The organism is Solidesulfovibrio alcoholivorans DSM 5433, from assembly GCF_000702665.1.
Classification (GTDB): domain Bacteria; phylum Desulfobacterota; class Desulfovibrionia; order Desulfovibrionales; family Desulfovibrionaceae; genus Solidesulfovibrio; species Solidesulfovibrio alcoholivorans.
This window is the reverse complement of the sequence record NZ_JNJA01000005.1, coordinates 295,641-315,611: the sequence shown is the minus strand read 5'-3', so window position 1 is coordinate 315,611 and position 19,971 is coordinate 295,641. Positions and strand designations below refer to the sequence as shown.

Genomic DNA, 19,971 nt, shown 5'->3' with positions numbered 1-19,971 from the left:
CATGGTCCCGACCCGCCGCAAACCCGGCGCGTCCCTCGTGAGCCTGTCCGACCTGCGCAAGCAGCGCCACGACGACGAAGACCTCTGGCCTATCTCCCTGGCCGACATGATGACGCTGCTGCTGTGCTTTTTCCTGCTCATCGTGGCCGTGTCCCACGTGGACCTCAACCGCTACGAGCGCGTGGCCGACTCCATGCAGAAAGCCATGGTCACGGATCGGCCCGCGCCACGGCAAAAAACCGCCGAAACGCCGCCCGTCACCGCCAAAACAGCCCCGCCCAAGCCCGAAAAATCCCCGGAACCGTCCACCGTGCGTTCCAAGGTCAGCCACACGACCCTCAAAAGCGAAACCCCTCCCCTGGAGCCCGCGAAACCCAAGGAACAACCCGCCCCGTCCCAGGTCGTCGCCCAGCCCAAGCCCGGCGAAGCGCAGCCGGCTCCGACCGCGACAGCCCCCCAACCGCCCGCCAAAGCCCCGGAGAACGAACGTACCGGCCCCACGCGCAAAAGCCTGGATGACATCCGCAAGGAACTCGCCTGCAAGCTCGACATCGCCTCGGGAGCCGTCGAAATCGTGCCGCGCGAAAACGGTGTGGAACTGAGCCTTCGCGGCGCGGCCTTCTTCGACCTCGCCAGCGCGGACATCAAACCCGCCGGGCTGCCGCTCCTGCGCGACATCGCCGCGACGCTCGCCGGCACGCCCTACAAAGTCACCGTCGAAGGGCACACCGATAACCTGCCCATCGAATCCTGGCTCTACCCCTCCAACTGGGAACTGTCCTCGGCCCGGGCCAGCCGCGTGGCGCGCTTCCTCATCGACCACGGCGTGGCGCGCGAACACCTGCGCGTCGAAGGCCTCGCCGACACCATGCCCGTAGCCCCCAACACCGACGAGGCCGGCCGCTCCATCCCCGAGAACCAGGCCAAAAACCGGCGTGTCGTGATACTGGTCAGCCCGTCGTAAGGGTGTGGGGGGAGGAAAGGCAAAAGGCGTGAAGAGGCCTCCGGCGGCCAGGAGGGGGTGCCCCCCTCCTGGACCTCCGCGATGGGGGGAGATGGGAAGCGGGTGGAAGCGTGGTCGTAGGCGGGGTGCGTCGGCGACCGCTTCGCCATCCGCTTGCCATCCCTCCCTCACAACGCCGCCGCGTCGGGATCATGACGCCCGTACTGCGCCAGGGCGCGCTCGAAGCTCGACGTGGCGTAGCAGTAGCGGCAGCCGAACAGGCAGCGGTCGTACGCGCCGATATCCTTGCTCGGCGCGCAGCCGCAGCGCGGGCGCTGGTGCGCGTCCTTGCCGGGCGGCAGGGGCTTGCCGGTGCGGGCCGCGATCCAGTCCGGGTCGATGCAGCGGGAGGCGGCGATGCCGGCCTGCTCAAAGGCTTCGGGCTGGCAGCAGGTGAAAAGGCGCATGCCACAGGCGGCGGCCATGTCGCGCAGGTCCGTGAGCAGCGAGACGGCCTGCGCCTGCTCGAGAGGCAGCATGGGGAAACCGGCCTCGGCCACGTGCCGCATACGGCCGGCGATTTTGCGGTAGGGTTCCATGAAACTCACGATCACGCGGTCCGTGAAGCCGGACAGGCGCGCGCACAGCCGCTCGAATGTGGCCCGGTGCCAGTCAGACGGCGTTTTTCCCGTGAGCACCAACGGATCATAGCGCCAGGCGACACGCCCCGGCAGGGCCTCGGCCAGGGCGGCAAAGGCGGGGATCGCGACCTCCGGCCCGGGGCATTTGGGGTCCAGGGCGCGGGGGTTGTCCATGAGCGTGAAGAGAAAAAACGGCTCGTGGCCCATGGCCATGATCTCGGGCAGATGCGGCATAAGCGGCCTGGGATCGCGGGTCCAGAAGACGATGGCGTCCACGTCCGCGGGCAGAAGCGACACCAGGCTCACCTGGGCGGCGTTGAAGGGGTTGGCCACTTCGCAGCATCCGGCGCGCAGCCGGTTGAGGAGCCAACGGGAGTAGAAGGCCGGGATGTCCGTGCGCCGGCTGGCGCTGACGATCACCGGCCTTCCCCGGCCAGGGCGAGCACGGCGGCGAAATCGTCGTCCGGCAGCATGCCGCCGCCCGTGGCCCAGACGATATGCGTAGCCGGCCGCCCGGCCAGGACGGGAAGCTCCGCGGCGCGGGACATGGCCGGGCCGACCAGGGCAACGGCGGCGGAAGGCTCCAGGCGCAGGCCGCCTTCCTGCCGGGCGCGGGCGACCAGGCGCGGCAGATCGGCTTCGGCCACGGTCGCGAGGGCATCGACCACGTGTTCCATGAGCTTGGCCACGAGCCCCGACGGCCGGGGCACGGCCAATCCGTCGGCCAGAGTCAGGCCGGTAAGGCCCAGTTCGCGGATATCCGCGTCGTCGCGGCGGCCGCTCGCCAGGCCCCAGAGCATGCACGGGGCTTGCGTCGGCTCGATGAAGACGGCCAGCGCGGCATCGCCCAAGGCATAGCGCGCGCCGAGCGCGATGCCGCCCGGCGCGCCGCCCACGCCGCAGGGCAGGTGCAGACAGAGCGGACGGTCGGAGGAGACCTCCATCCCTTTGGCGGCGAGCTGCCCGGGCAGGCGCAGGCCGGCCACGGCGTAGCCGAGGAAGAGGTCGCGGGAATTCTCGTCATCGATGAAATGGTTGCGCGGATCGTGCGCTGCCTGCGCTCGCGCCACCGCGCAGGCGGCGGCGTAGTCGCCGGCATGTTCCACGACGGTCGCGCCGGCGCTGCGCAGCATTTCCTTTTTCCAGACCTTGGCCTCGGCGGACATGTGCACCGTGACGGCAAACCCCAGCGCCCGGCCGAGGATGCCGATGGAGAGGCCGAGGTTGCCGGTGGAGCCGACCGAAAGCGTGTGCCCGGCGAAAAAGGCCCGGGCCGCGTCCGTGGCCAGCGCCCGCGTGTCGGCCTCCGCCCCCGGCAGCAGCCCGGCGGCCAGGGCCAGGGATTCGGCCACGCAAAGCACGGCATGAAAGCCGCCGCGCGCCTTGACCGAGCCGGCCACGGGCAGCAGGTGGTCGGCCTTGAGCCAGACCGAGTCCCCGGGCGGCAGGCCCTGCGCGGCCCAGTCGCCAAGGGGCAGCAGGTCGGATTCGATGATGCCGCCCGTGGCGGCGAGTGCCCCGGGGAAAAGCGCGGCCAAAAGCGGCGCGAACCGGGCAAGCCTGTCGGCGGCGGCCCGGACGGCGTCCGAAGTGACGGATAAGCGGGAACGCGCGGCGTCCAGGGGAAGACGTCCGGGATTTTTCCAGAAAACGGGCTTCGCGGCCTCAAGGGCCTGACGCAAGAGGGCTTCCATGGCGACCAAAGTAGCCCAAAGGCGCAGCCGGGCCAAGACGCGACATGCGCCGGGAGCGGGCGGCAGCGCTCCCGGCGGCGGAAACGGTGTCAGTCGTAGGACGGCACGTAGACCTGGGCGCGGACGAATGCCTCGATGTCCCTGGGCCGCTCCACGCCGGCAAGGCCGTCGTCGAAGATAAGCGTTGCCACCGTGGTCGCGGTCCTGATCTCGGTTTCGAGGATGTCGGCCTGGAGCGGATAGAGCAGGCCCTGCGCGAGCTGCGCGTCCGTGACCTGCGCGGCCACGGCCCGGGCGGCGCGGATGAACATGCCGTCGGTCACGCGTCTGGCCCGGGTCGCCACGATGGCCATGCCCACGGCCGGGAAGATGTAGAAGTTATTGGCCTGTCCGGGCAGGAAGGTACGGCCCTCGCAGGTCACCGGCTCGAACTGCACACCGGCGGCGAAAAGCGCCTTGCCCTTGCTCCAGGCATAGGCCTGCTCCGCCGTGCATTCGGCCTTCTCCGTGGGATTGGACAGCGCCAGGATGATGGGGCGTTCATTGACCTCGCACATGGCCTCGACGACGTCCTGGTCGAATGCGCCGCCCGTGGTGCTCACACCAATGATCGTGGTCGGGCGCAGTTCACGCACGGCCTTGGCGAAATCACTTCGCGCCATGGGCGCGTGGGCATGGGCGTAGGGCTTCTGGAAATCGACGAGGTCCGTGCGCGTGGATTCGAGCAGGCCCACGACGTCGAACATGTGGACCCTGGCCCGCGCGGCCTCCAGGGGCAGCCCCTCCTCCACCAGGGCCGCGCACAAGAGATCGGCCAGGCCGATGCCGGCCGACCCCGCGCCGAGGAACAGAAAGGACTCGTCGGCGAGCTTCGAGCCCTTGGCCCGGCAGGCGTTCAGCATGCCGGCGAGCGTGATGCCGGCCGTGCCCTGGACGTCGTCGTTGTAGCAGCAGACCTTGTCGCGGTAGCGCGCGAGCAGATGCACGGCATCGACGCCGGTCCAGTCCTCGAAGTGGATGCAGCAGCCCGGGAACACCTCCTGCACCGCCTCCACGAACTCGTCCACGAAGGCGTAAAGCTCGGCGGTCGGCGGCCGCTTGCGCCGCAGGCCCAGATAGAGCGGGTCATCGAGCAACGTTTCGTTGTTCGTGCCGGCGTCGAGGAACATGGGCAGCAGGCCGCGCGGCGAAACGCCGGCCGCGGCGGTGTAGAGCTCGAGCTTGCCTATCGGGATGCCCACGCCATTGGCCCCGAGGTCGCCAAGGCCGAGGATGCGTCCGCCGTTGGTCACGCAGATGACGCGCACGTCTTTTTCCGGCCAGTTGCCGAGCACCTCGCGCACCCGGCCCCGCCGCAGGAGGGAGAGGTAAAGCCCGCGCGGCTGGCGGTAGATATGCCCGAACTTCAGGCAGGCCTCGCCGATGGTCGGGTCGTAGACGATGGGCAGAAACCGCGTCGGATCGGACATGATGGTCTTGAAAAAAAGCGTCTCGTTGTGGTCGAGGAGATTGACCAGATAGATGTAGCGTTCGAGGTCCGAGGTCTTGTGGTCCAGTTGCCGCAGCACGCGCGTCAGTTGCAACTCCAGGGTTTCCACGGTCTCGGGCACGAGGCCGATCAGGCCCAGGGCCTCCTTTTGCGCCTCGGTAAATCCCGTCAGACGGTTGAGCGCGGGGTCCAGCAACACATCCCTGCCGCGTTTCATCCACTGCGTCATAAGGCACCGCCTTTCCGGCACGTCGGCCGGCTGCCGGAAGCGTTGTCAGTCCTTGGCCACAAACGGCGTGGTCATCCGCGAAGGCACCACGATGCGGTCGTATTCGGCCGCGTCCACATAGCCCAGGTCGAGCGCCGCCTCGCGCAGGGTGAGGTCGTGCTCCATGGCGTGGTGGGCGATCTTCGAGGCCTTGTCGTAGCCGATGACCGGAGACAGGGCCGTCACGAGCATGAGCGAGCGGCCGACGAATTCGGCGATGCGCTTGCGGTTGGGCTCCATGCCCTCGACAAGGAAGACCCGGAAGTTGTGCATGGAATCGGCAAGCAACCGGATGGACTTCATGATGTTGTAGATCATCAGCGGCTTGTAGACGTTCATTTCCAGGATGCCGCCCGCGCCGCCAAATCCCACGGCCACGTCGCAGGCCATGACTTGCGCCGCCGCCATGGTCAGGGCCTCGCACTGGGTGGGGTTGACCTTGCCGGGCATGATCGAGGAGCCGGGCTCGTTGGAGGGGATGACGAGCTCGTAGAAGCCGGCGCGCGGGCCGCAGGCGAGCAGGCGGATGTCGCAGGCGATCTTGTAAAGCGATACGGCCAGCGTGCGCAGCGTTCCGGAGAGCTGGACCAGGGCGTCGTGGGAGCCCTGGACCGTGAACTTGTTGGGCGCGGGGACAAACGGCAGGCCGGTCAGCCGCGCGATGGCCGCGATGGCCGCCTCGGCGAAGCCCGGCGCGGCGTTGATACCCGTGCCCACGGCCGTGCCGCCGAGCGGCAGCTTGTAGACGTCGCCGAGAGAGGCTTCCAGGCGCGCCGTGTCGTCTGCGAGCAGCCCGGCGTAGCCGGAAAATTCCTGGCCCAAGGTCAGCGGCACGGCATCCTGGAGGTGGGTGCGGCCGATTTTCACGATGTCCTTCCAGGCCTCGGCCTTGGCGGCCAGGGCGTCGTGCAGGGCATGAAGCGACGGCAGGAGCTTTTCGGCAACGCCCATGGCCGCGGCCATGTACATGGCCGTCGGAAAATTGTCGTTGGACGACTGGGACATGTTGACGTGGTCGTTGGGATGCACGGGCTTTTTGGAGCCGAGCGCCGTACCGGCCAGCTGGCAGCAGCGGTTGGAGATCACCTCGTTGACGTTCATGTTGAACTGGGTGCCACTGCCGGTCATCCAAACGTGCAGGGGAAACATGTCGTCGTGCCCATGCGCGAGGATCTCGTCGCACACGGCAATGACGACGTCGGCCAGTTCCCTGGGCAGCCGCCCCTGTGCGGCGTTGGCCTCGGCCGCGCCTTTCTTGAGAAAGGCGTAGGCGGTGATCATTTCGCGGGGCATGAGGTCGTCGCCGATGCTGAAGTGCGCAAGCGACCGTTGCGTCTGCGCCCCCCAGAGCTTGTCCGCCGGAACCTTCACTTCGCCCAGGCTGTCCGTTTCGATGCGCTCGTCCATCAAGCCCTCCTTCCCGGGCTTCGGGAAACGGTTTGGCGGCCGAAACTTCGGTCGCGCGGTCACGGAAAGATCACCCCCACCGCGCGGGGGAAGCCTGAACCCACACTCCCCCGGTACCGCATCGGGCAGGACGCGGCAAGGCAAAAGGAAATATTGGCCCCTCCCTTCAAAAAGCCTGGGTCAGGATGCGCGCGCCGGCCTGCGCGCCCACCATCGCGCCCGGGGCGAGGCAGATCGTACGGTGCACGCCGTGGACGAACACGCCGGTGAAGACATGGCTGAGCGCCCGGCGAGGGCCATGCTCGCCAGGATGAAATGGGACGTGGCCGTGGCCACGTGCACGGGAAAGGACAGAATATTGACCAGGGCCGGCACGTGGATGATGTCGCCGCCGGCTCCGATCAGCGTGCCGTACGCGCCGACGCCAAGGCCAAGCAGGATGGAGCCGAAATCATGCACTCCCTCGGGCGACAAGGGGCGACCTCCGCAACAGGGATCAACGGCCGCGTCCCCGCAGGCGACCGAGCAATGGCGCAAGCCCGGCCGGGGCCATGCGCAGGAGCACGTTGTCGCGCAGCACGAAATGGTGCTTCATGGCCGCGCCGGCGTGCAGGAAAAAAAGCAGTGCGAGAAGCGCGGCCACGGCCCCGTGCGCGCCGGCAAGCAACTCCCGCGCCCCCGCTCCGGCAAGGCCGCCCCAGGGCAGCTTGGGGATGGGGAAAAGCCCGAAAAAGGCCCGCGGCACTGGCGAAAGCGAATAGAGGCTCCAGCCGATGAGCGGTTGCAGGAGGAGACACGCGTAAAAAAGCCTGTGCACGGCCACGGCGGCAAAGGCCTCCCACGGCCGCAACCCGCCGGGAAGCGGCGGCGAGGCATGCCCGAAGCGCCAAACCAGGCGCGCAAGCGTCAGCAGCAGGAGGCAAAGCCCCAGGGATTCGTGCCACATGACCAGCGACGGCGTGGCACGGGACATCAGGCCGCCCAGGACGAACAGGGCAAGCACGATGGCGACGGTCAGCCAATGGATCGTCTTCCAGACGGGGTCGTAGTCCGTGGCATTTTCGGAAAAAGGCATGGCATCCCCCTGCGCTCGCGGAAGCGGCCCTGGCAGGCTTTCGCACACGGGCGCGGGCTCGCGTAAGGCACTCCTTCCGCCCATACTCCAGGGTTGTGCCCCTTCCTTGTGACGAGGACAAGGCGGATGCCGGCAGGAAAATACGGGGGCAACGCGGAAGCAGACGTTCTTCGGCGGGTCTCGTGCAGGGCGGACAACACCGCCGACGGGCACTGCGCGCGGCAAGGAGCCCTACGCGGCTTCCCACGCGTGGGGGCAAGGCTTGTCGGGCCCGGGTCGCCATCCCTCCTGCCCCGACCGTCGCGGCGATTATGAGGGGAAATCCAGCCTTCCGTCCTGGTAGCGCAGGGTGGCGGCGTTTTGCCGGCCCGCGACGAGGTCGGCGTGGCCATGGGCAAGCCAGGCTTCGGTGATGCCCTCCTGCCCGGCAGCGGCGTTTTCGTTCACAATACCCGCCACCACCCGCATGTCGGCCAATACGCCCTGTTGATTCCAGAGGCCCAGAACATCCGAACGCAGCGCGGAATTGTCCTGGAAAAGGTTCTCGACAGCCTGCCATTGGGGATGGTCCCGACCGACATGGATCTGGCTTTCCCCAGCCTCGTCGTAGGTCACCGTCATGGAAAAATCGCGCGAGGGATCGATCCCCGCCTGCTCGATACAATTGGCAAGCACCTCTTCGACCGCCGGCGTGTCTTCGGCGACCTGGGTTCGCAACGCATCCATGCGCCATAAGGAGTCCGGCGTCGGGCACGATACGAAGTCCCCATCCGATGCCGCATCACTGCCTGTGGCGGCAGGCACCCGCATTATCGAATACGCGACGCCACTGATTGGCCTCTGCAAGAGATCCGTGCGCTCCCCCGTCATCATGTTGAGGGTCTCATGAAACGAGGCTCCTCGCTCCACAGCCTTCTGATGCGTCAGGAAAAGCGAGCCTTCAATGCATTCGGAATCGGAGATGCCGGAGACACTCATAGGATACGCTCCATCCGCCGCAGCCTCGCTTGGGCGCGGATTATGACAAGACGCAATGGCAATCGTGCGGCCGGCCCTCGCCGAGGGCGTCACCCCCGGCCGGGACCTCGGCCCGGCGCAGCCAGTTACCGGGGAACACTGGTTCAAGTCGCTCACAGACGACGGACGCAGGTTACATGCAATCCGTAAGCCATGCATAAAAACTCATTATTTACAATAAAATCAGAATATTATAAAGACAATCACACACCCTTGCCCGGCAAGAATTGCCCTTCGGGCAACATTCGCGCGATGCGCAGGGAAGAGCTTGCCTGCAAGGGCATCGCGCCCCGCGTCACCCCAAAGGAGAAACCGTCCCCGCGCGCTTGCTGCTCCGTAACTTGAACGCCCGCGCCAGCGTCCCGACCGGGACCGGCGACGCGGTTCCCGGCGAGCCGCCTCCCCGCCCTTTACCCCCGGCCTGTCGTGCATTATCCTCATTCCAGCCATGAAATTTCACATCACGACCATGGGCTGCCAGATGAACGTCGGCGACGGCGACTGGCTGACCCGCTCCCTCGTTTCCCAGGGGTTCACGCCGGCTCTGGAGGATCAGGCGGAAATATTTATTCTTTTCACCTGCTCCGTGCGCGACAAACCGGAGCAGAAAGTGGCCAGCGAGCTGGGCCGCATCGCCGACCGCCACGGCGGCAACCCGCGCGCCTTCGTGGCCGTGGGCGGCTGCACGGCGCAGCAGATCGGCACGGCGCTGTGGCGGCGCTTCCCCATGGTGCGACTGGTGTTCGGCACCGACGGTCTGGCCGGGGCGCCGCGCGCCCTGGCGCGCATCGTCGACGAACCCGGCCTGCGCCTGTCGCTTCTGGATTTCACCGAGACCTACCCCGAGCGCGAGCAGACATGGCCCGAGGACAGGCTCCCGCCCAAGGCGTTCGTGTCCATCATGCAGGGCTGCGACAACTTCTGCGCCTACTGCATCGTGCCCTTCGTGCGCGGGCGGCAGAAATCCCGCAGCCTGCCGGCGGTCGTCGCGGAGGTGCGCGAGCTTGCCGCGCGCGGCGTGCGCGAGGTGACGCTCCTTGGCCAAAACGTCAACAGCTACGGCCTGGACGCCGCCGGCGACGGCACGCGCTTCGCCGCGCTGCTCGACGCCGTGGCCGCGGTGCCCGGCATCGCCCGCATCCGTTTCACCACCTCCCACCCCAAGGACTTAAGCGACGACGTCATCGCCCGCTTCGCCGACCTGCCCCAGCTGTGCCCGGCGCTGCACCTGCCGGTGCAATCCGGCTCGGACGCGGTGCTTGCGCGCATGGGCCGGGGCTACGACACGGCCGCCTACCTGCGCCTGGTGGAAAAGCTGCGCCGGGCCAGGCCCGACGTGTCCCTGACCACGGACCTCATCGTCGGCTTCCCGGGAGAGACGGACGCCGACTTTCGCTTGACCCTCGATCTCGTCCGTGCTGTAGGATTTGATAGCGGTTTCTCCTTCATGTACTGTGACAGGCCGGGAACCGCATCCGAACGCCTGGAGCCCAAGGTCGCCCAGGACGTCAAATCCGCCCGCCTGGCCGCGCTCCAGACGCTGCTCGACGCGCGGCTGACAGCGGCCCTGGCCGCCCAGGTCGGCATGGTCACGGAAGTGCTCATCGAGGGCAAAAGCCGCAGGGACGGCCCCGACGGCCCGTCCTGGCAGGGGCGCGATCCCGGCGGGCGCATCGTCAACATGGCCCTGCCCGGGACGGCCGACGCAACGGGAAGCCTCGTCCGGGCGCGCATCCGCCAAGCCAAAAAGCACTCCCTGATCGGGGAGGCGGAGGCCGATCATGATTGAAATGAAAGTGTTCGGACTGGCGCTTGACGAAGAGTCCCAGGTCCCCGTGCTCATCCTCAAGGACATGGAGGAAAAGACCGTCCTGCCCATCTGGATCGGCGCGATGGAGGCCATGGCCATCTCCCTGGCCCTCAACGACGTGGTGCTGCCGCGGCCCATGACCCACGACCTGCTGCTGCACATGATCCAGAAGCTCGACGCGCACGTGGTGGCCGTCAACGTCACGGAGTTGACGGAAGGCACCTACTACGCCGATATCGAGGTGGAGGTCGAAGGCGGCATCCGGCGCATCGACAGCCGCCCTTCCGACGCCATCGCCCTGGCCCTTCGCGCCAAGTCGCCCATCCTGGTGTCCGAAACGGTCATCGAACAGGTGGCCAATGAGGCCAAGGATTCGAGCGTGCCGGCCTTTTCCAGCGACGACACGGACAAATGGACGGAGTTGCTCGAACAGTTCGACTTAAACGACACCAAATACAAAATGTAGGGCCATGATCGACCTGCACACCCACACCACGTTTTCCGACGGCGAGCTCATCCCCGCGGAACTGGCCCGGCGCGCGGCCAAGGCCGGCTACCGCGCCATGGCCATGACCGACCATGCCGACTTCTCCAACCTGGACCTCATCCTGACGAACATCGGCCGGTTCGTGGCCGAGACCGGCCCCTTTCTCGGCGTCACGGTGATCACGGGCGTGGAGATCACCCACGTGCCGCCGCCGCTCATTCCCCACATGGTGGAAATGGCCCGCGAACGCGGGGCGCAGCTCGTGGTCGTGCACGGCGAAACCATCGTCGAGCCCGTGGAGATCGGCACCAACCTCGCCGCCATCGAGGCCGGCGTGGACATCCTGGCCCACCCGGGCCTCATCACGCCAGAGGAAACGGCGCTCGCCGCCGAACGCGGCGTGGCCCTCGAAATCACCACGCGCAAGGGGCACAGCCTGACCAACGGCCACGTGGCCGCCATGGCCAGGCGTTTCGGGGCCAAACTCGTCATCGACAACGACGCCCACGCCCCGGACGACCTCGTCTCCCAGGACCGGCGCAAGAAAGTGGCGCTCGGCGCGGGCCTCAGCCACGAGGAATACCTGCGCGCCGAAGCCAACTCCCGCGACATCGTCTCCCGCATCCTCGGCCCCGGCCGCATGGACTGAGTTATTGGGGGGAAAATGCCTCCGGCGGCCAGGAGGGGCCGGGGCCCCTCCTGGACTACCCCGAAAGGGGGAGGCTGGAGGCATGGCTTGATTTTGTCGGGGCGGCCAAGACGAAGCCTTCGCCGCCTTTTATCGTCGCACCGACGCCGCGCCGCGCACAGACGGCGCTTTCGATGAACGGCGTCAATTCCTCGATAAACGGCCTTTGCGATCCTTCCCTATGGGTTTATGGATTTCGAGCCGCCATTTACCGAAAATTCCTGGCCGGGCCGGCCCGATTGCGGCAAGGTCCGCCTGACATCGACCCAACATCCCAACACCGGGGGAAACCATGATCGCCGACAACATTGAAAGCCTCATGCACGAAAACCGCTGTTACGAACCGCCCGTCGAAGGCCGCGACCGCGCCCACGTCAAGAGCATCGAGGAATACAACGCCATCTACAAGCGTTCCATCGAGGACCCGGACGGCTATTGGGGCGACCGTGCAAGCGAGCTGCTCACCTGGTTCAAACCCTGGGACAAGGTGCTGGAATACGATTTCGACAAGCCGGAAATCAAATGGTTCGCCGGCGGCAAGCTCAACGCCACCTACAACTGCCTGGACCGCCACCTGACCGACGGCCGGCGCAACAAGGCCGCGCTCATCTGGCAGGGCGAGGACGACGGCCAGGTGCGCACCTACACCTACCAGATGCTCCACGACGAGGTCTGCCGCTTCGCCAACGTGCTGCGCAAGATGGGCGTGAAAAAGGGCGACCGCGTCAGCCTCTACCTGCCCATGATTCCCGAGCTCGCCATCGCCATGCTCGCCTGCGCCCGCATCGGCGCGCCGCACAGTATCGTCTTCGCCGGCTTTTCCGCGGGCAGCCTGCGCGACCGCGTCAACGACTGCGAATCGAAAATCCTGGTCGTCAGCGACGCAGTCATCCGCTCGGGCAAGACCATCCCGCTCAAGCCCAACGCCGACGAGGCCGTCAAGGAATGCGCCAGCGTCGAGAAGGTCGTGGTCGTGCGCCACGCCGGCAACGACGTGGAGATGCTGCCCGGCCGCGACCTCTGGTGGCACGATGTCATGTGCGATCACGATGTCCAGGGCTGCTGCGAACCCGAGCCCATGGACGCCGAGGACGTGCTTTTTATCCTCTACACCTCCGGCTCCACGGGCAAGCCCAAGGGCGTCTACCACACGACCGGCGGCTACCTGACCTACGCCGCGCACACGAGCCAGCTCGTCTTCGACCTGCACGACGACGACATCCACTGGTGCACGGCGGACATCGGCTGGATCACCGGACACTCCTACATCGTCTACGGGCCGCTGGCGCTCGGCGCGACCTCGCTCATGTTCGAAAGCGTGCCCACCTACCCGGCCCCGGACCGCTTCTGGCAGATCTGCGAAAAGTTCAAGGTCAACATCTTCTACACCGCGCCGACCGTCGTCCGCTCGCTCATGCGCTCGGGGCCGGCCTGGACGCAAAAGCACGACCTTTCCTCGCTGCGCATCCTCGGCTCCGTGGGCGAGCCCATCAACCCGGAAGCCTGGATGTGGTATCACGAGCACATCGGCCACGGGAAACTGCCCATCGTCGATACCTGGTGGCAGACCGAGACCGGCGGCCTCATGATCTCCCCCCTGCCCTACGCCACGGATTTGAAGCCCGGCTCGGCCTCCCTGCCCCTGCCCGGCATCGACCCCATCATCGTGGACACGGACAACAAGGAAGTGCCGGCGGGCCAGGGCGGGTTCCTGGTCATCCGCAAACCCTGGCCGGGCATGCTGCGCGGCATCTGGGGCGCTCCCGAGCGCTTCAAGCAGCAGTATTTCACGGGATTCAAGGGCAGCTACGAATCGGGCGACGGCGCGCGGCGCGACGCGGACGGCTATTTCTGGATCATGGGCCGCGTGGACGACGTCATAAACGTCTCCGGCCACCGCATGGGCACGGCCGAGATCGAGTCGGCGCTGGTGTCCCACCCGACCGTGGCCGAGGCGGCCGTGGTCGGCATGCCCCACGACATCAAGGGCCAGAGCATCTACGCCTACGTGACGCTCAAGGCCGGCTACGAGGAGAACGACGACCTCCTCAAGGCCCTCAAGATGCACGTGCGCAAGGAAATCGGGCCCATCGCAGCGCCCGAGGTCATCCAGTTCGCGCCGGGGCTGCCCAAGACCCGAAGCGGCAAGATCATGCGGCGCATCCTGCGCAAGATCGCCTCCAACGAGGTGGAGAGCCTGGGCGATACCTCGACGCTGGCCGATCCGAGCGTGGTGACGGAGCTGATCGAAGGCAAGAAGAAGCTCTTCGGCTAGCCGCCGTCGCGGGAAGCCGCACGAGGAAAACGCCGGCCCGGACGCGCTGTCCGGGCCGGCGTTTCGCGTTGGCGGCAGGAGCGCGGTTTACCGGCCGTCGCCCAGGCGGCCGTCGGCCCACAGGCCGGCTTCCAGATGGCGCAGAGCGTCGTAGGACACCTCCCCGCCCAGAGCGTCGTAGACCGGCGTCAGGCCCATGGTCCTGGCCCGGCGCGCCTCCAGGATGACCTCTTCGGCGCGCGCCGCCACGGCCGCGTCGAGCCCGGCGGCCTCGCACGCGGCAAGCTCGCCCCGGCGCACGAAAAAAAGCAGATGGCCGTGCACCGTGGTCAACGCAAGCCCCCGTTGCGCAGCCACTTCCTCGGCCGTGCCGCATTCCCGAAAAAGACGCAGGCTCTCCGCGGCCGTGGCGCTCGGGGACTTTTCCCGGGCTTCGCGGCGGGCGACGGCCTCGGCCGGTTCGATGGCGACGTCCGACACCCGGCGGCCGTGGGCGGCGCAGTGCGTGTCCAGGATCGCCAGCAGTTCGTGGCCGTACTTTTCGAGCTTGGCCCGGCCCATGCCCGGGAGATCGGCCAGGGCCTGGGCGGTTTCGGGCTTGGCCGCGGCCACGGCGACCAGGGTGCGGTCCTGGAAGACCACATAGGGCGGCACGCCCGCCTCCCGGGCCGTCTGCGCCCGCCAGGCGCGAAGCGCCTCCCAGAGTGCAAGATCATCCGGCGTGGGAAGCGCCTCGCGAATCCAGTCCTGGACCGGCTCCGTTTCCCGCCGCCGCGTCCGCCCGCCTGTCCGCCCGCCCGGCGTTTTCACCGCCGCCTCGGGCAGGCGCATGGAAAATTCCCGCCGGCCCTTCAGGATATCCCAGGCCGCGGGCGTCAGCACCAATCCGCCGTGGCCTTCGGGATGGGGCGCGAGCGCGCCCATGGCCGCCAAGCGGCGCATGAGCGCCTTCCACTGGTCCTTGGACAGTTCCGCGCCGATGCCGAAGGTGGAAAGCTCGGTGTGGCCGAGCGTCACGGCCCGGGTCGTGGGCTTGCCGAGCAACACGTCGATGATATGTCCGGCGCCAAAGCGCTGCCCCGTGCGGAACACGCACGACAGGGCCTTTTGCGCGGGAACGGTGGCGGGAACTGCCGGCTGCGGGTCGAGGCAGATGTCGCAGTTGCCACAGGGCGCGTCGAGCGCCTGGCCGAAGTAGCCGAGCAGCACGCCCCGGCGGCAAGCGTCGCATTCGCAGTAGCCGGCCATGGCGTCGAGCTTGGAGAGCTCCACGCGGCGGCGGCCTTCGCCCGTGCCCTCGGGGTCGATGAGGTGGCGCAGGGCCACGAAATCGGCCGGCGCGTGGAGCAGCAGCGCCTCGGCCGGCTCACCGTCGCGCCCGGCCCTGCCCGTTTCCTGGTGGTAGGCCTCGAGGCTCTTGGGCGGGTCGAGATGGGCGACGAAGCGCACGTCGGGCTTGTCCACGCCCATGCCGAAGGCGACCGTGGCGACCATGACCAGCCCTTCCTCGCGCATGAAGCGGTCCTGGCGCGCGTCCCGTTCGGCGGCGGAAAGGCCGGCGTGGTAGGCCAGCGCCGGCACGCCGTGCGCCGTGAGCCACTCCGCCAGATCCTCGACCTTGCGCCGCGACAGCCGGTAGACGATGCCCGACTGGCCGGGGTGCTCGTCCTGGATAAAACGCAACAGCCGCCGGCGCGGATGGTCCTTGGCCTCGACGCGGTAGCGGATGTTGGGCCGGTCGAAGCCCGTGGCGAAGACGCGCGCGCGGCGCAATTCCAGGCGCACGAGAATGTCGTCGCGCGTGGGGCCGTCGGCCGTGGCGGTCAGGGCCAGACGCGGCGTGACCGGAAAGCGCGCGGCGAGCTGCGCCAGTTGCAGGTATTCCGGCCGGAACTCGTGCCCCCACTGCGAAACGCAGTGCGCCTCGTCGATGGCGAAAAGCGCCAGGGGAACGGATTCGAGCAGCGCGGCGAAGGCCGGGGTCATCACCCGCTCCGGAGCGGCGTAAAGAATGTCCAGGCGGCCGGAAGCCAGGCGCGCCGTCACCTCCCGCGCCTCGCCCGCGCCAAGGCCGGAATGGAGCGCGGCCGCGGCCACGCCCAGGGCTTCGAGCGCGCGGACCTGATCGCGCATGAGCGCAATCAGCGGCGAAACGACCACGGCCGTGCCCGGTAAAATCAATGCCGGGATCTGGTAGCACAGCGACTTGCCGCCGCCTGTCGGCATGACGACCAGCGCGTCGCCGCCCGCGCAAACGTGGTCGATGACCTCCTGCTGGGGGCCGCGAAAGCGGTCGTAGCCGAAGACCTGCTTGAGGATATCCTGGGGCGTGGTCATGGGAAAGCGGAAGGAGCGGTTACGGCGCGGGGTCCACGGACACGAGGCGCTGGCCGTGAAACGTCCCGTCCGGGCCGAAATCGAAGGAGACCGCCACGTGCCCGAGCACCTCGCAGGCATGGCAGCCGTTAAGGAGCGCATAGGCGAACGTGAACCCCTGGCCGCCGTCCGCCAGCGCTTCCACGGCGCGCGGCTCCTCGCCCACGGGCCAGGTCATGACGTCGGGATGGGCTTTCTTGATGGCGGCGTATTGGGCGTTGGCCGCAAGGCCCGGGATGTCCGCATCGAGCTCGCTGGAAACGAGCGGCGGCTCGCCGTTGACGAGGTAGGCCACCTCGTTGGAATTGGCCCGCAGCGGAAAGGTCACCTCGGCCACGTCCACCCGGCCCGCTTCGCGAAACGCGGTCATGTAGCCTTCGCCGTCGAGCAGTTTGTTGATTGCGACGGCCTGCGGCGACGCCCCGCCGTCTTGCATGAGCGAGGCCAGACAGCCTGTGGCGTCGGCATTTCGCTTGAGGCAGGCGGTCCAGGCCGCCTCGGGCAGGGTCCAGACGCCGTCCGGACCGAAACGCGCCGTCACCTGGCCCGCCGCCGTGGCCGCGAAACAGGCGACGGCCGCGAGCGCAAGCGGCAGGGAAAGCGGGCGTCGGGGCATGGCAGGCTCCTTGGCGGGTTGCGGTTGCGACGGCGTCAGGCCAGAAGCGGCGCGGCAACGGCCGCAAGCACCCGTTTGGCGTCGGCCGGGGACAGGCGCACCATCACCCCGCGCTGGCCGGCGTTGATGATGACGTGGGGTTCGGCAAGCGCCGCCTCTTCCATGGCCGTGGGCACGGCCTTGCGCTGGCCGAAGGGGCTGATGCCGCCGACATGGTAACCCGTGACCTTCTCGGCCTCGGCCGGGGGCAGCATGGCCGCCGTCTTGCCGCCAAACGCCGCAGCCACGCGCTTCATGGACAGCTCGCCGTCGGAGGGAATCACGGCGCAGGCGGGCTTGCCGTCCACGCTGACCATGAGCGTCTTGAGCACCCGCGACGGTGCTTCGCCGATGGCCGCGGCGGCGTGCAGGCCGATGCGGTCCGCTCCGGCTTCGTAGGCGTATTCGACGACGGTGAAGGCGACGCCGGCCTTGGCCAGGGCCTGGGTCGCCCGGGTGGCCTTGGCCATGGGACGTTCCTTTTGCACGCCGCTCCGGAAGGGATGCGCGCGGCGGTGATGCTTGTCGCCGCCGGCAAACCTACTCCAAGGCCATGGACCAGGCAAGGCCGCGCCGCCGGTTGCGCCCTTCCGGCTGATCGTGCTGATTTTCCCGAGCATTTCTCGCGTGGCGCACTTGCCTGGCGGGCGAAAACATTCTAGGGAACGAGGGGGTTTATTCTTCCAAGGAGGACTGTATGGAGTTTCGAGGCGCAATCACGGCATTGGTGACGCCCTTTCGAAACGGCGAAATCGATGAAGAGGCCTTCCGCGCCTTCATCGAATGGCAGATCGAGCAGGGCATCCACGGGCTCGTCCCCTGCGGCACCACGGGCGAATCGGCCACGCTCTCCCACGAGGAGCACAAACGGGTCATCCGTATCTGCGTGGACCAGGTCAAAGGCCGCGTTCCGGTCCTCGCCGGCGCGGGTTCCAACAACACCCGCGAAGCCATCGAGCTGACCAAGGACGCCCAAAAAGCCAAAGCCGACGGCGCGCTTCTCATCACTCCCTACTACAACAAACCGACGCAGGCCGGTTTGGTCGCCCATTTCAAGGCCATCGGCGAAAAGGTGGACTTTCCCCTGATCGTCTACAACGTGCCGAGCCGCACGGCCGTCAACCTCCTGCCCGAAACGCTGGCGACCCTCAAAAAGGAGATCCCGCAGGTGGTCGGCGTCAAGGAGGCCACGGGAGACCTGAACCAGGTGTCACGGGTGCTGGAATTCTGCGGCGAGGACTTCATGGTGCTCTCCGGCGACGACTTCACGGCCCTGCCCACCATGGCCATCGGCGGCCGTGGCGTCATCTCGGTGGTTTCCAACTTCGTGCCGGGAAAGATGGCCGCAATGTGCGACGCCGCGCTTTCCGGCGACCTGACCAAGGCCAAGGCGCTGCACTACGCCATGAGCCCCCTGTACCGGGCCGCCTTCCTCGAGACCAACCCGGCCCCGACCAAGGAAGCCCTGGCCATGATGGGCCGCTTCCCGTTCGAGGTGCGTCTGCCCATGGTGCCGCTTACGCCCGCGAACCGCGAAAAGCTCAAAACCGCGCTCAGCGAGGCCGGACTGCTCTAATGTGTTTCAACTTTTGACTTTTGAAACGGGCCTCTCCCGGGAGGCCCGTTTTTTGTTCCCTCCTTATGGCCATATCCACTCTGCGCATCACCCTTGAAAACGCCTGCGTCTCCTTTTCCGGCCGGCCTGCGCTCACGTGCGCGAACCTGACGCTCGGCCCGGGCGAGCGCCTGCTCGTGCTCGGCGGCAACGGTTCCGGCAAATCCACCCTGCTGCGGCTTCTGCGCGGCGACATCTGGCCCGACGACGACGGCCGGGGCGTGCGCGCCTACGTCGCGGACGACGGCCCCGGCCGGGCCTCGCCCATCGGCGTGCGCGAGCGTTGCGGCATCGTCTCCCCGGAAATCCAGCGCGCGACCAAGCGACTGTGCGCGCAACTGCCGGCGCGCACCGTGATCCTCGCCGGCATGCGCGACGCCGTCTACATCCAGGGCAAGCCCAGCCCCGGTGAGCTTGCGCAACTGGCCAAGGTCACGGACCTGCTCGGCATCGCGCACCTGCTGGACACGCCCGTGGAGGCGCTTTCCAACGGCCAGTTGCGCGCCGTGCTCCTGGCCCGCGCCCTGGCCACGCGCCCGCTGGTCCTTTTCCTCGACGAATTCCTCGACGGCCTGGACGACACGGCGCGGGAATCGGCCACGCGCGCCGTGGGAAAAGCCTCCACCGACGGTGCGGCCATCGTGCTCACCAGCCACCAGGGCGCGGCCCTGCCACCCGGAGAGGCCAAGGGAATCACCCTGGCCGGTGGCCGAATCATCGACGCCGGGCCGGCCGCGACCGTGCTCGCCCGCTACCGCAAGGCCATGGACGGCCCGGTCCGGGAACAGGCCGCGCCGCCCCCGGCCACGGACACGCCCCGGGAGGGGCTGCCGCTGGTCGTGCTCGAACACGCCACGGTCTTTCTGGCGCGCAAGGAAATCCTCAAGGACATCTGCCTGACGGTTTCCCCGGGCGGGCACATGGCCGTGTTCGGGGCCAACGGCGCGGGCAAGTCCACGCTGCTGAGGCTCATCGCCGGCGAGCACCACCCGGCGCTCGGCGGCCGGGCCGTGCGGCCGGGACTGGCCGCGCCGGAAGGGTTCACGGACCTGCGCGAGATCCGCCGGCGCATCGGCATGGTCTCCTTCGAGCTGGAAGCGGACTACGACAAGGACCTCTCCGCCCTGGAACTCGTCACGTCCGGCATCGCCGCCACCATGGGAATCTACGCGGAACCTTCTCCCGCCGATTTCGCGGCGGCCAGGCGCTGGATGGAATTTTTCGGCGTAAGCGACCTTGCCGCGCGCCGGCTGGGGCAACTCTCCGCCGGCCAGACGCGGCGGCTGTTCCTGGCCCGGGCCATGGTCGGCGAACCGCGCCTGCTGCTCCTCGACGAACCCTTCTCCGGCCTCGACGGCCCGTCGCGGCGGCTGGCCATGGAAGCGGTCTCGGCCGCGGCGCGGAGCGGCGTTACGGTCATCGCGGCCGTGCACCGCCGCGGCGACGTGATCCCGGAGATCCAGAGCGTCTACCGCCTGGAAGCCGGCCGCCTGCGCTTGGCGTAGGGGGAAAGAGGGGAAGGGGGAAGAGG

17 protein-coding genes are annotated in these 19,971 nt (G+C 67.8%); 7 read left to right on the top strand and 10 right to left on the bottom strand.

Annotated elements, in window-relative coordinates; translation table 11 throughout:
• Position 1: 1 nt before the first annotated feature.
• Complete coding sequence (locus Q368_RS0112010; protein ID WP_029459318.1) at positions 2-964, top strand: OmpA family protein; 963 nt, start codon at positions 2-4, stop codon at positions 962-964.
• 167 nt (positions 965-1,131) lie between these two features.
• On the opposite strand, the gene Q368_RS0112005 is transcribed toward Q368_RS0112010, so the two are convergent.
• The 7 genes from Q368_RS0112005 to Q368_RS0111975 all read right to left on the bottom strand — a co-directional run bounded on the left by Q368_RS0112005 (position 1,132) and on the right by Q368_RS0111975 (position 8,495).
• Entirely contained in the window at positions 1,132-2,004 is an 873-nt protein-coding gene (locus tag Q368_RS0112005) for a DUF1848 domain-containing protein (RefSeq protein WP_029459317.1), read from the bottom strand.
• Positions 2,001-3,266, bottom strand: a complete 1,266-nt coding sequence (locus Q368_RS0112000; RefSeq protein ID WP_245611333.1) for a D-serine ammonia-lyase — start codon at positions 3,264-3,266, stop codon at positions 2,001-2,003. Before Q368_RS0112000 ends, Q368_RS0112005 begins: the two co-directional genes overlap by 4 nt.
• A gap of 101 nt (positions 3,267-3,367) precedes the next feature.
• Positions 3,368-4,996 (bottom strand): NAD-dependent malic enzyme, encoded by a 1,629-nt coding sequence (locus tag Q368_RS0111995; protein ID WP_029459315.1) that lies wholly within the window; start codon positions 4,994-4,996, stop codon positions 3,368-3,370.
• A gap of 45 nt (positions 4,997-5,041) precedes the next feature.
• The gene (gene fumC, locus Q368_RS0111990) at positions 5,042-6,442 is read right to left on the bottom strand and encodes a class II fumarate hydratase (protein ID WP_029459314.1); all 1,401 of its coding nucleotides are present in this window, start codon (positions 6,440-6,442) and stop codon (positions 5,042-5,044) included.
• A gap of 180 nt (positions 6,443-6,622) precedes the next feature.
• The gene (locus tag Q368_RS0111985; protein ID WP_029459313.1) at positions 6,623-6,916 is read right to left on the bottom strand and encodes a sulfite exporter TauE/SafE family protein; all 294 of its coding nucleotides are present in this window, start codon (positions 6,914-6,916) and stop codon (positions 6,623-6,625) included.
• A 22-nt stretch (positions 6,917-6,938) separates the two neighbouring features.
• Positions 6,939-7,517, bottom strand: coding sequence for a cytochrome b (locus tag Q368_RS0111980; RefSeq protein ID WP_052360129.1), 579 nt, complete (start codon positions 7,515-7,517; stop codon positions 6,939-6,941).
• Positions 7,518-7,826: 309 nt separating this feature from the next.
• Positions 7,827-8,495, bottom strand: a complete 669-nt coding sequence (locus Q368_RS0111975; protein ID WP_029459311.1) for a hypothetical protein — start codon at positions 8,493-8,495, stop codon at positions 7,827-7,829.
• Positions 8,496-8,982: 487 nt separating this feature from the next.
• On the opposite strand from Q368_RS0111975, the gene miaB reads away from it, so the two are divergent.
• From miaB to acs, 4 genes are all read left to right on the top strand, one after another.
• Positions 8,983-10,323 (top strand): tRNA (N6-isopentenyl adenosine(37)-C2)-methylthiotransferase MiaB, encoded by a 1,341-nt coding sequence (gene miaB / locus Q368_RS0111970; RefSeq protein ID WP_029459310.1) that lies wholly within the window; start codon positions 8,983-8,985, stop codon positions 10,321-10,323.
• On the top strand, positions 10,316-10,810 hold the full coding sequence (locus tag Q368_RS0111965) for a bifunctional nuclease family protein (protein WP_029459309.1): 495 nt from the start codon (positions 10,316-10,318) through the stop codon (positions 10,808-10,810). Before miaB ends, Q368_RS0111965 begins: the two co-directional genes overlap by 8 nt.
• Before the next feature lie 4 nt (positions 10,811-10,814).
• Positions 10,815-11,480: a histidinol phosphate phosphatase domain-containing protein gene (locus Q368_RS0111960; RefSeq protein WP_029459308.1), complete on the top strand. Its 666-nt coding sequence runs from the start codon at positions 10,815-10,817 to the stop codon at positions 11,478-11,480.
• Between the two features lie 331 nt (positions 11,481-11,811).
• The gene (gene acs / locus Q368_RS0111955) at positions 11,812-13,794 is read left to right on the top strand and encodes an acetate--CoA ligase (RefSeq protein WP_029459307.1); all 1,983 of its coding nucleotides are present in this window, start codon (positions 11,812-11,814) and stop codon (positions 13,792-13,794) included.
• An 87-nt stretch (positions 13,795-13,881) separates the two neighbouring features.
• On the opposite strand, the gene recQ is transcribed toward acs, so the two are convergent.
• The 3 genes from recQ to ybaK are packed head-to-tail and all read right to left on the bottom strand — an operon-like array spanning position 13,882 to position 17,295.
• Positions 13,882-16,131, bottom strand: a complete 2,250-nt coding sequence (gene recQ / locus Q368_RS0111950) for a DNA helicase RecQ (RefSeq protein ID WP_029459306.1) — start codon at positions 16,129-16,131, stop codon at positions 13,882-13,884.
• Positions 16,132-16,150: 19 nt separating this feature from the next.
• A complete protein-coding gene (locus tag Q368_RS0111945; RefSeq protein ID WP_029459305.1) occupies positions 16,151-16,786 on the bottom strand; it encodes a hypothetical protein in 636 nt (211 codons plus the stop codon).
• 35 nt (positions 16,787-16,821) lie between these two features.
• The gene (gene ybaK / locus Q368_RS0111940) at positions 16,822-17,295 is read right to left on the bottom strand and encodes a Cys-tRNA(Pro) deacylase (protein ID WP_029459304.1); all 474 of its coding nucleotides are present in this window, start codon (positions 17,293-17,295) and stop codon (positions 16,822-16,824) included.
• Between the two features lie 227 nt (positions 17,296-17,522).
• Here ybaK and dapA point away from each other — a divergent pair, with 227 nt between their 5' ends.
• Together dapA and Q368_RS0111930 are read left to right on the top strand one after the other, a co-directional pair.
• Complete coding sequence (dapA, locus tag Q368_RS0111935; RefSeq protein ID WP_029459303.1) at positions 17,523-18,401, top strand: 4-hydroxy-tetrahydrodipicolinate synthase; 879 nt, start codon at positions 17,523-17,525, stop codon at positions 18,399-18,401.
• A gap of 65 nt (positions 18,402-18,466) precedes the next feature.
• The gene (locus Q368_RS0111930; RefSeq protein ID WP_029459302.1) at positions 18,467-19,945 is read left to right on the top strand and encodes an ATP-binding cassette domain-containing protein; all 1,479 of its coding nucleotides are present in this window, start codon (positions 18,467-18,469) and stop codon (positions 19,943-19,945) included.
• The last annotated feature ends 26 nt before the right edge of the window (positions 19,946-19,971 follow it).

Bases quoted from the DNA above. Each gene is read 5' to 3' on its own strand.
- acs (WP_029459307.1), top strand. From the start codon at position 11,812: ATGATCGCCGACAACATTGAAAGCCTCATGCACGAAAACCGCTGTTAC.
- recQ (WP_029459306.1), bottom strand. From the start codon at position 16,131: ATGACCACGCCCCAGGATATCCTCAAGCAGGTCTTCGGCTACGACCGC.
- ybaK (WP_029459304.1), bottom strand. From the start codon at position 17,295: ATGGCCAAGGCCACCCGGGCGACCCAGGCCCTGGCCAAGGCCGGCGTC.
- dapA (WP_029459303.1), top strand. From the start codon at position 17,523: ATGGAGTTTCGAGGCGCAATCACGGCATTGGTGACGCCCTTTCGAAAC.
- fumC (WP_029459314.1), bottom strand. From the start codon at position 6,442: ATGGACGAGCGCATCGAAACGGACAGCCTGGGCGAAGTGAAGGTTCCG.
- Q368_RS0111965 (WP_029459309.1), top strand. From the start codon at position 10,316: ATGATTGAAATGAAAGTGTTCGGACTGGCGCTTGACGAAGAGTCCCAG.
- Q368_RS0111975 (WP_029459311.1), bottom strand. From the start codon at position 8,495: ATGAGTGTCTCCGGCATCTCCGATTCCGAATGCATTGAAGGCTCGCTT.
- Q368_RS0111930 (WP_029459302.1), top strand. From the start codon at position 18,467: ATGGCCATATCCACTCTGCGCATCACCCTTGAAAACGCCTGCGTCTCC.
- Q368_RS0112010 (WP_029459318.1), top strand. From the start codon at position 2: ATGGTCCCGACCCGCCGCAAACCCGGCGCGTCCCTCGTGAGCCTGTCC.
- miaB (WP_029459310.1), top strand. From the start codon at position 8,983: ATGAAATTTCACATCACGACCATGGGCTGCCAGATGAACGTCGGCGAC.
- Q368_RS0111980 (WP_052360129.1), bottom strand. From the start codon at position 7,517: ATGCCTTTTTCCGAAAATGCCACGGACTACGACCCCGTCTGGAAGACG.
- Q368_RS0111945 (WP_029459305.1), bottom strand. From the start codon at position 16,786: ATGCCCCGACGCCCGCTTTCCCTGCCGCTTGCGCTCGCGGCCGTCGCC.
- Q368_RS0111995 (WP_029459315.1), bottom strand. From the start codon at position 4,996: ATGACGCAGTGGATGAAACGCGGCAGGGATGTGTTGCTGGACCCCGCG.
- Q368_RS0111960 (WP_029459308.1), top strand. From the start codon at position 10,815: ATGATCGACCTGCACACCCACACCACGTTTTCCGACGGCGAGCTCATC.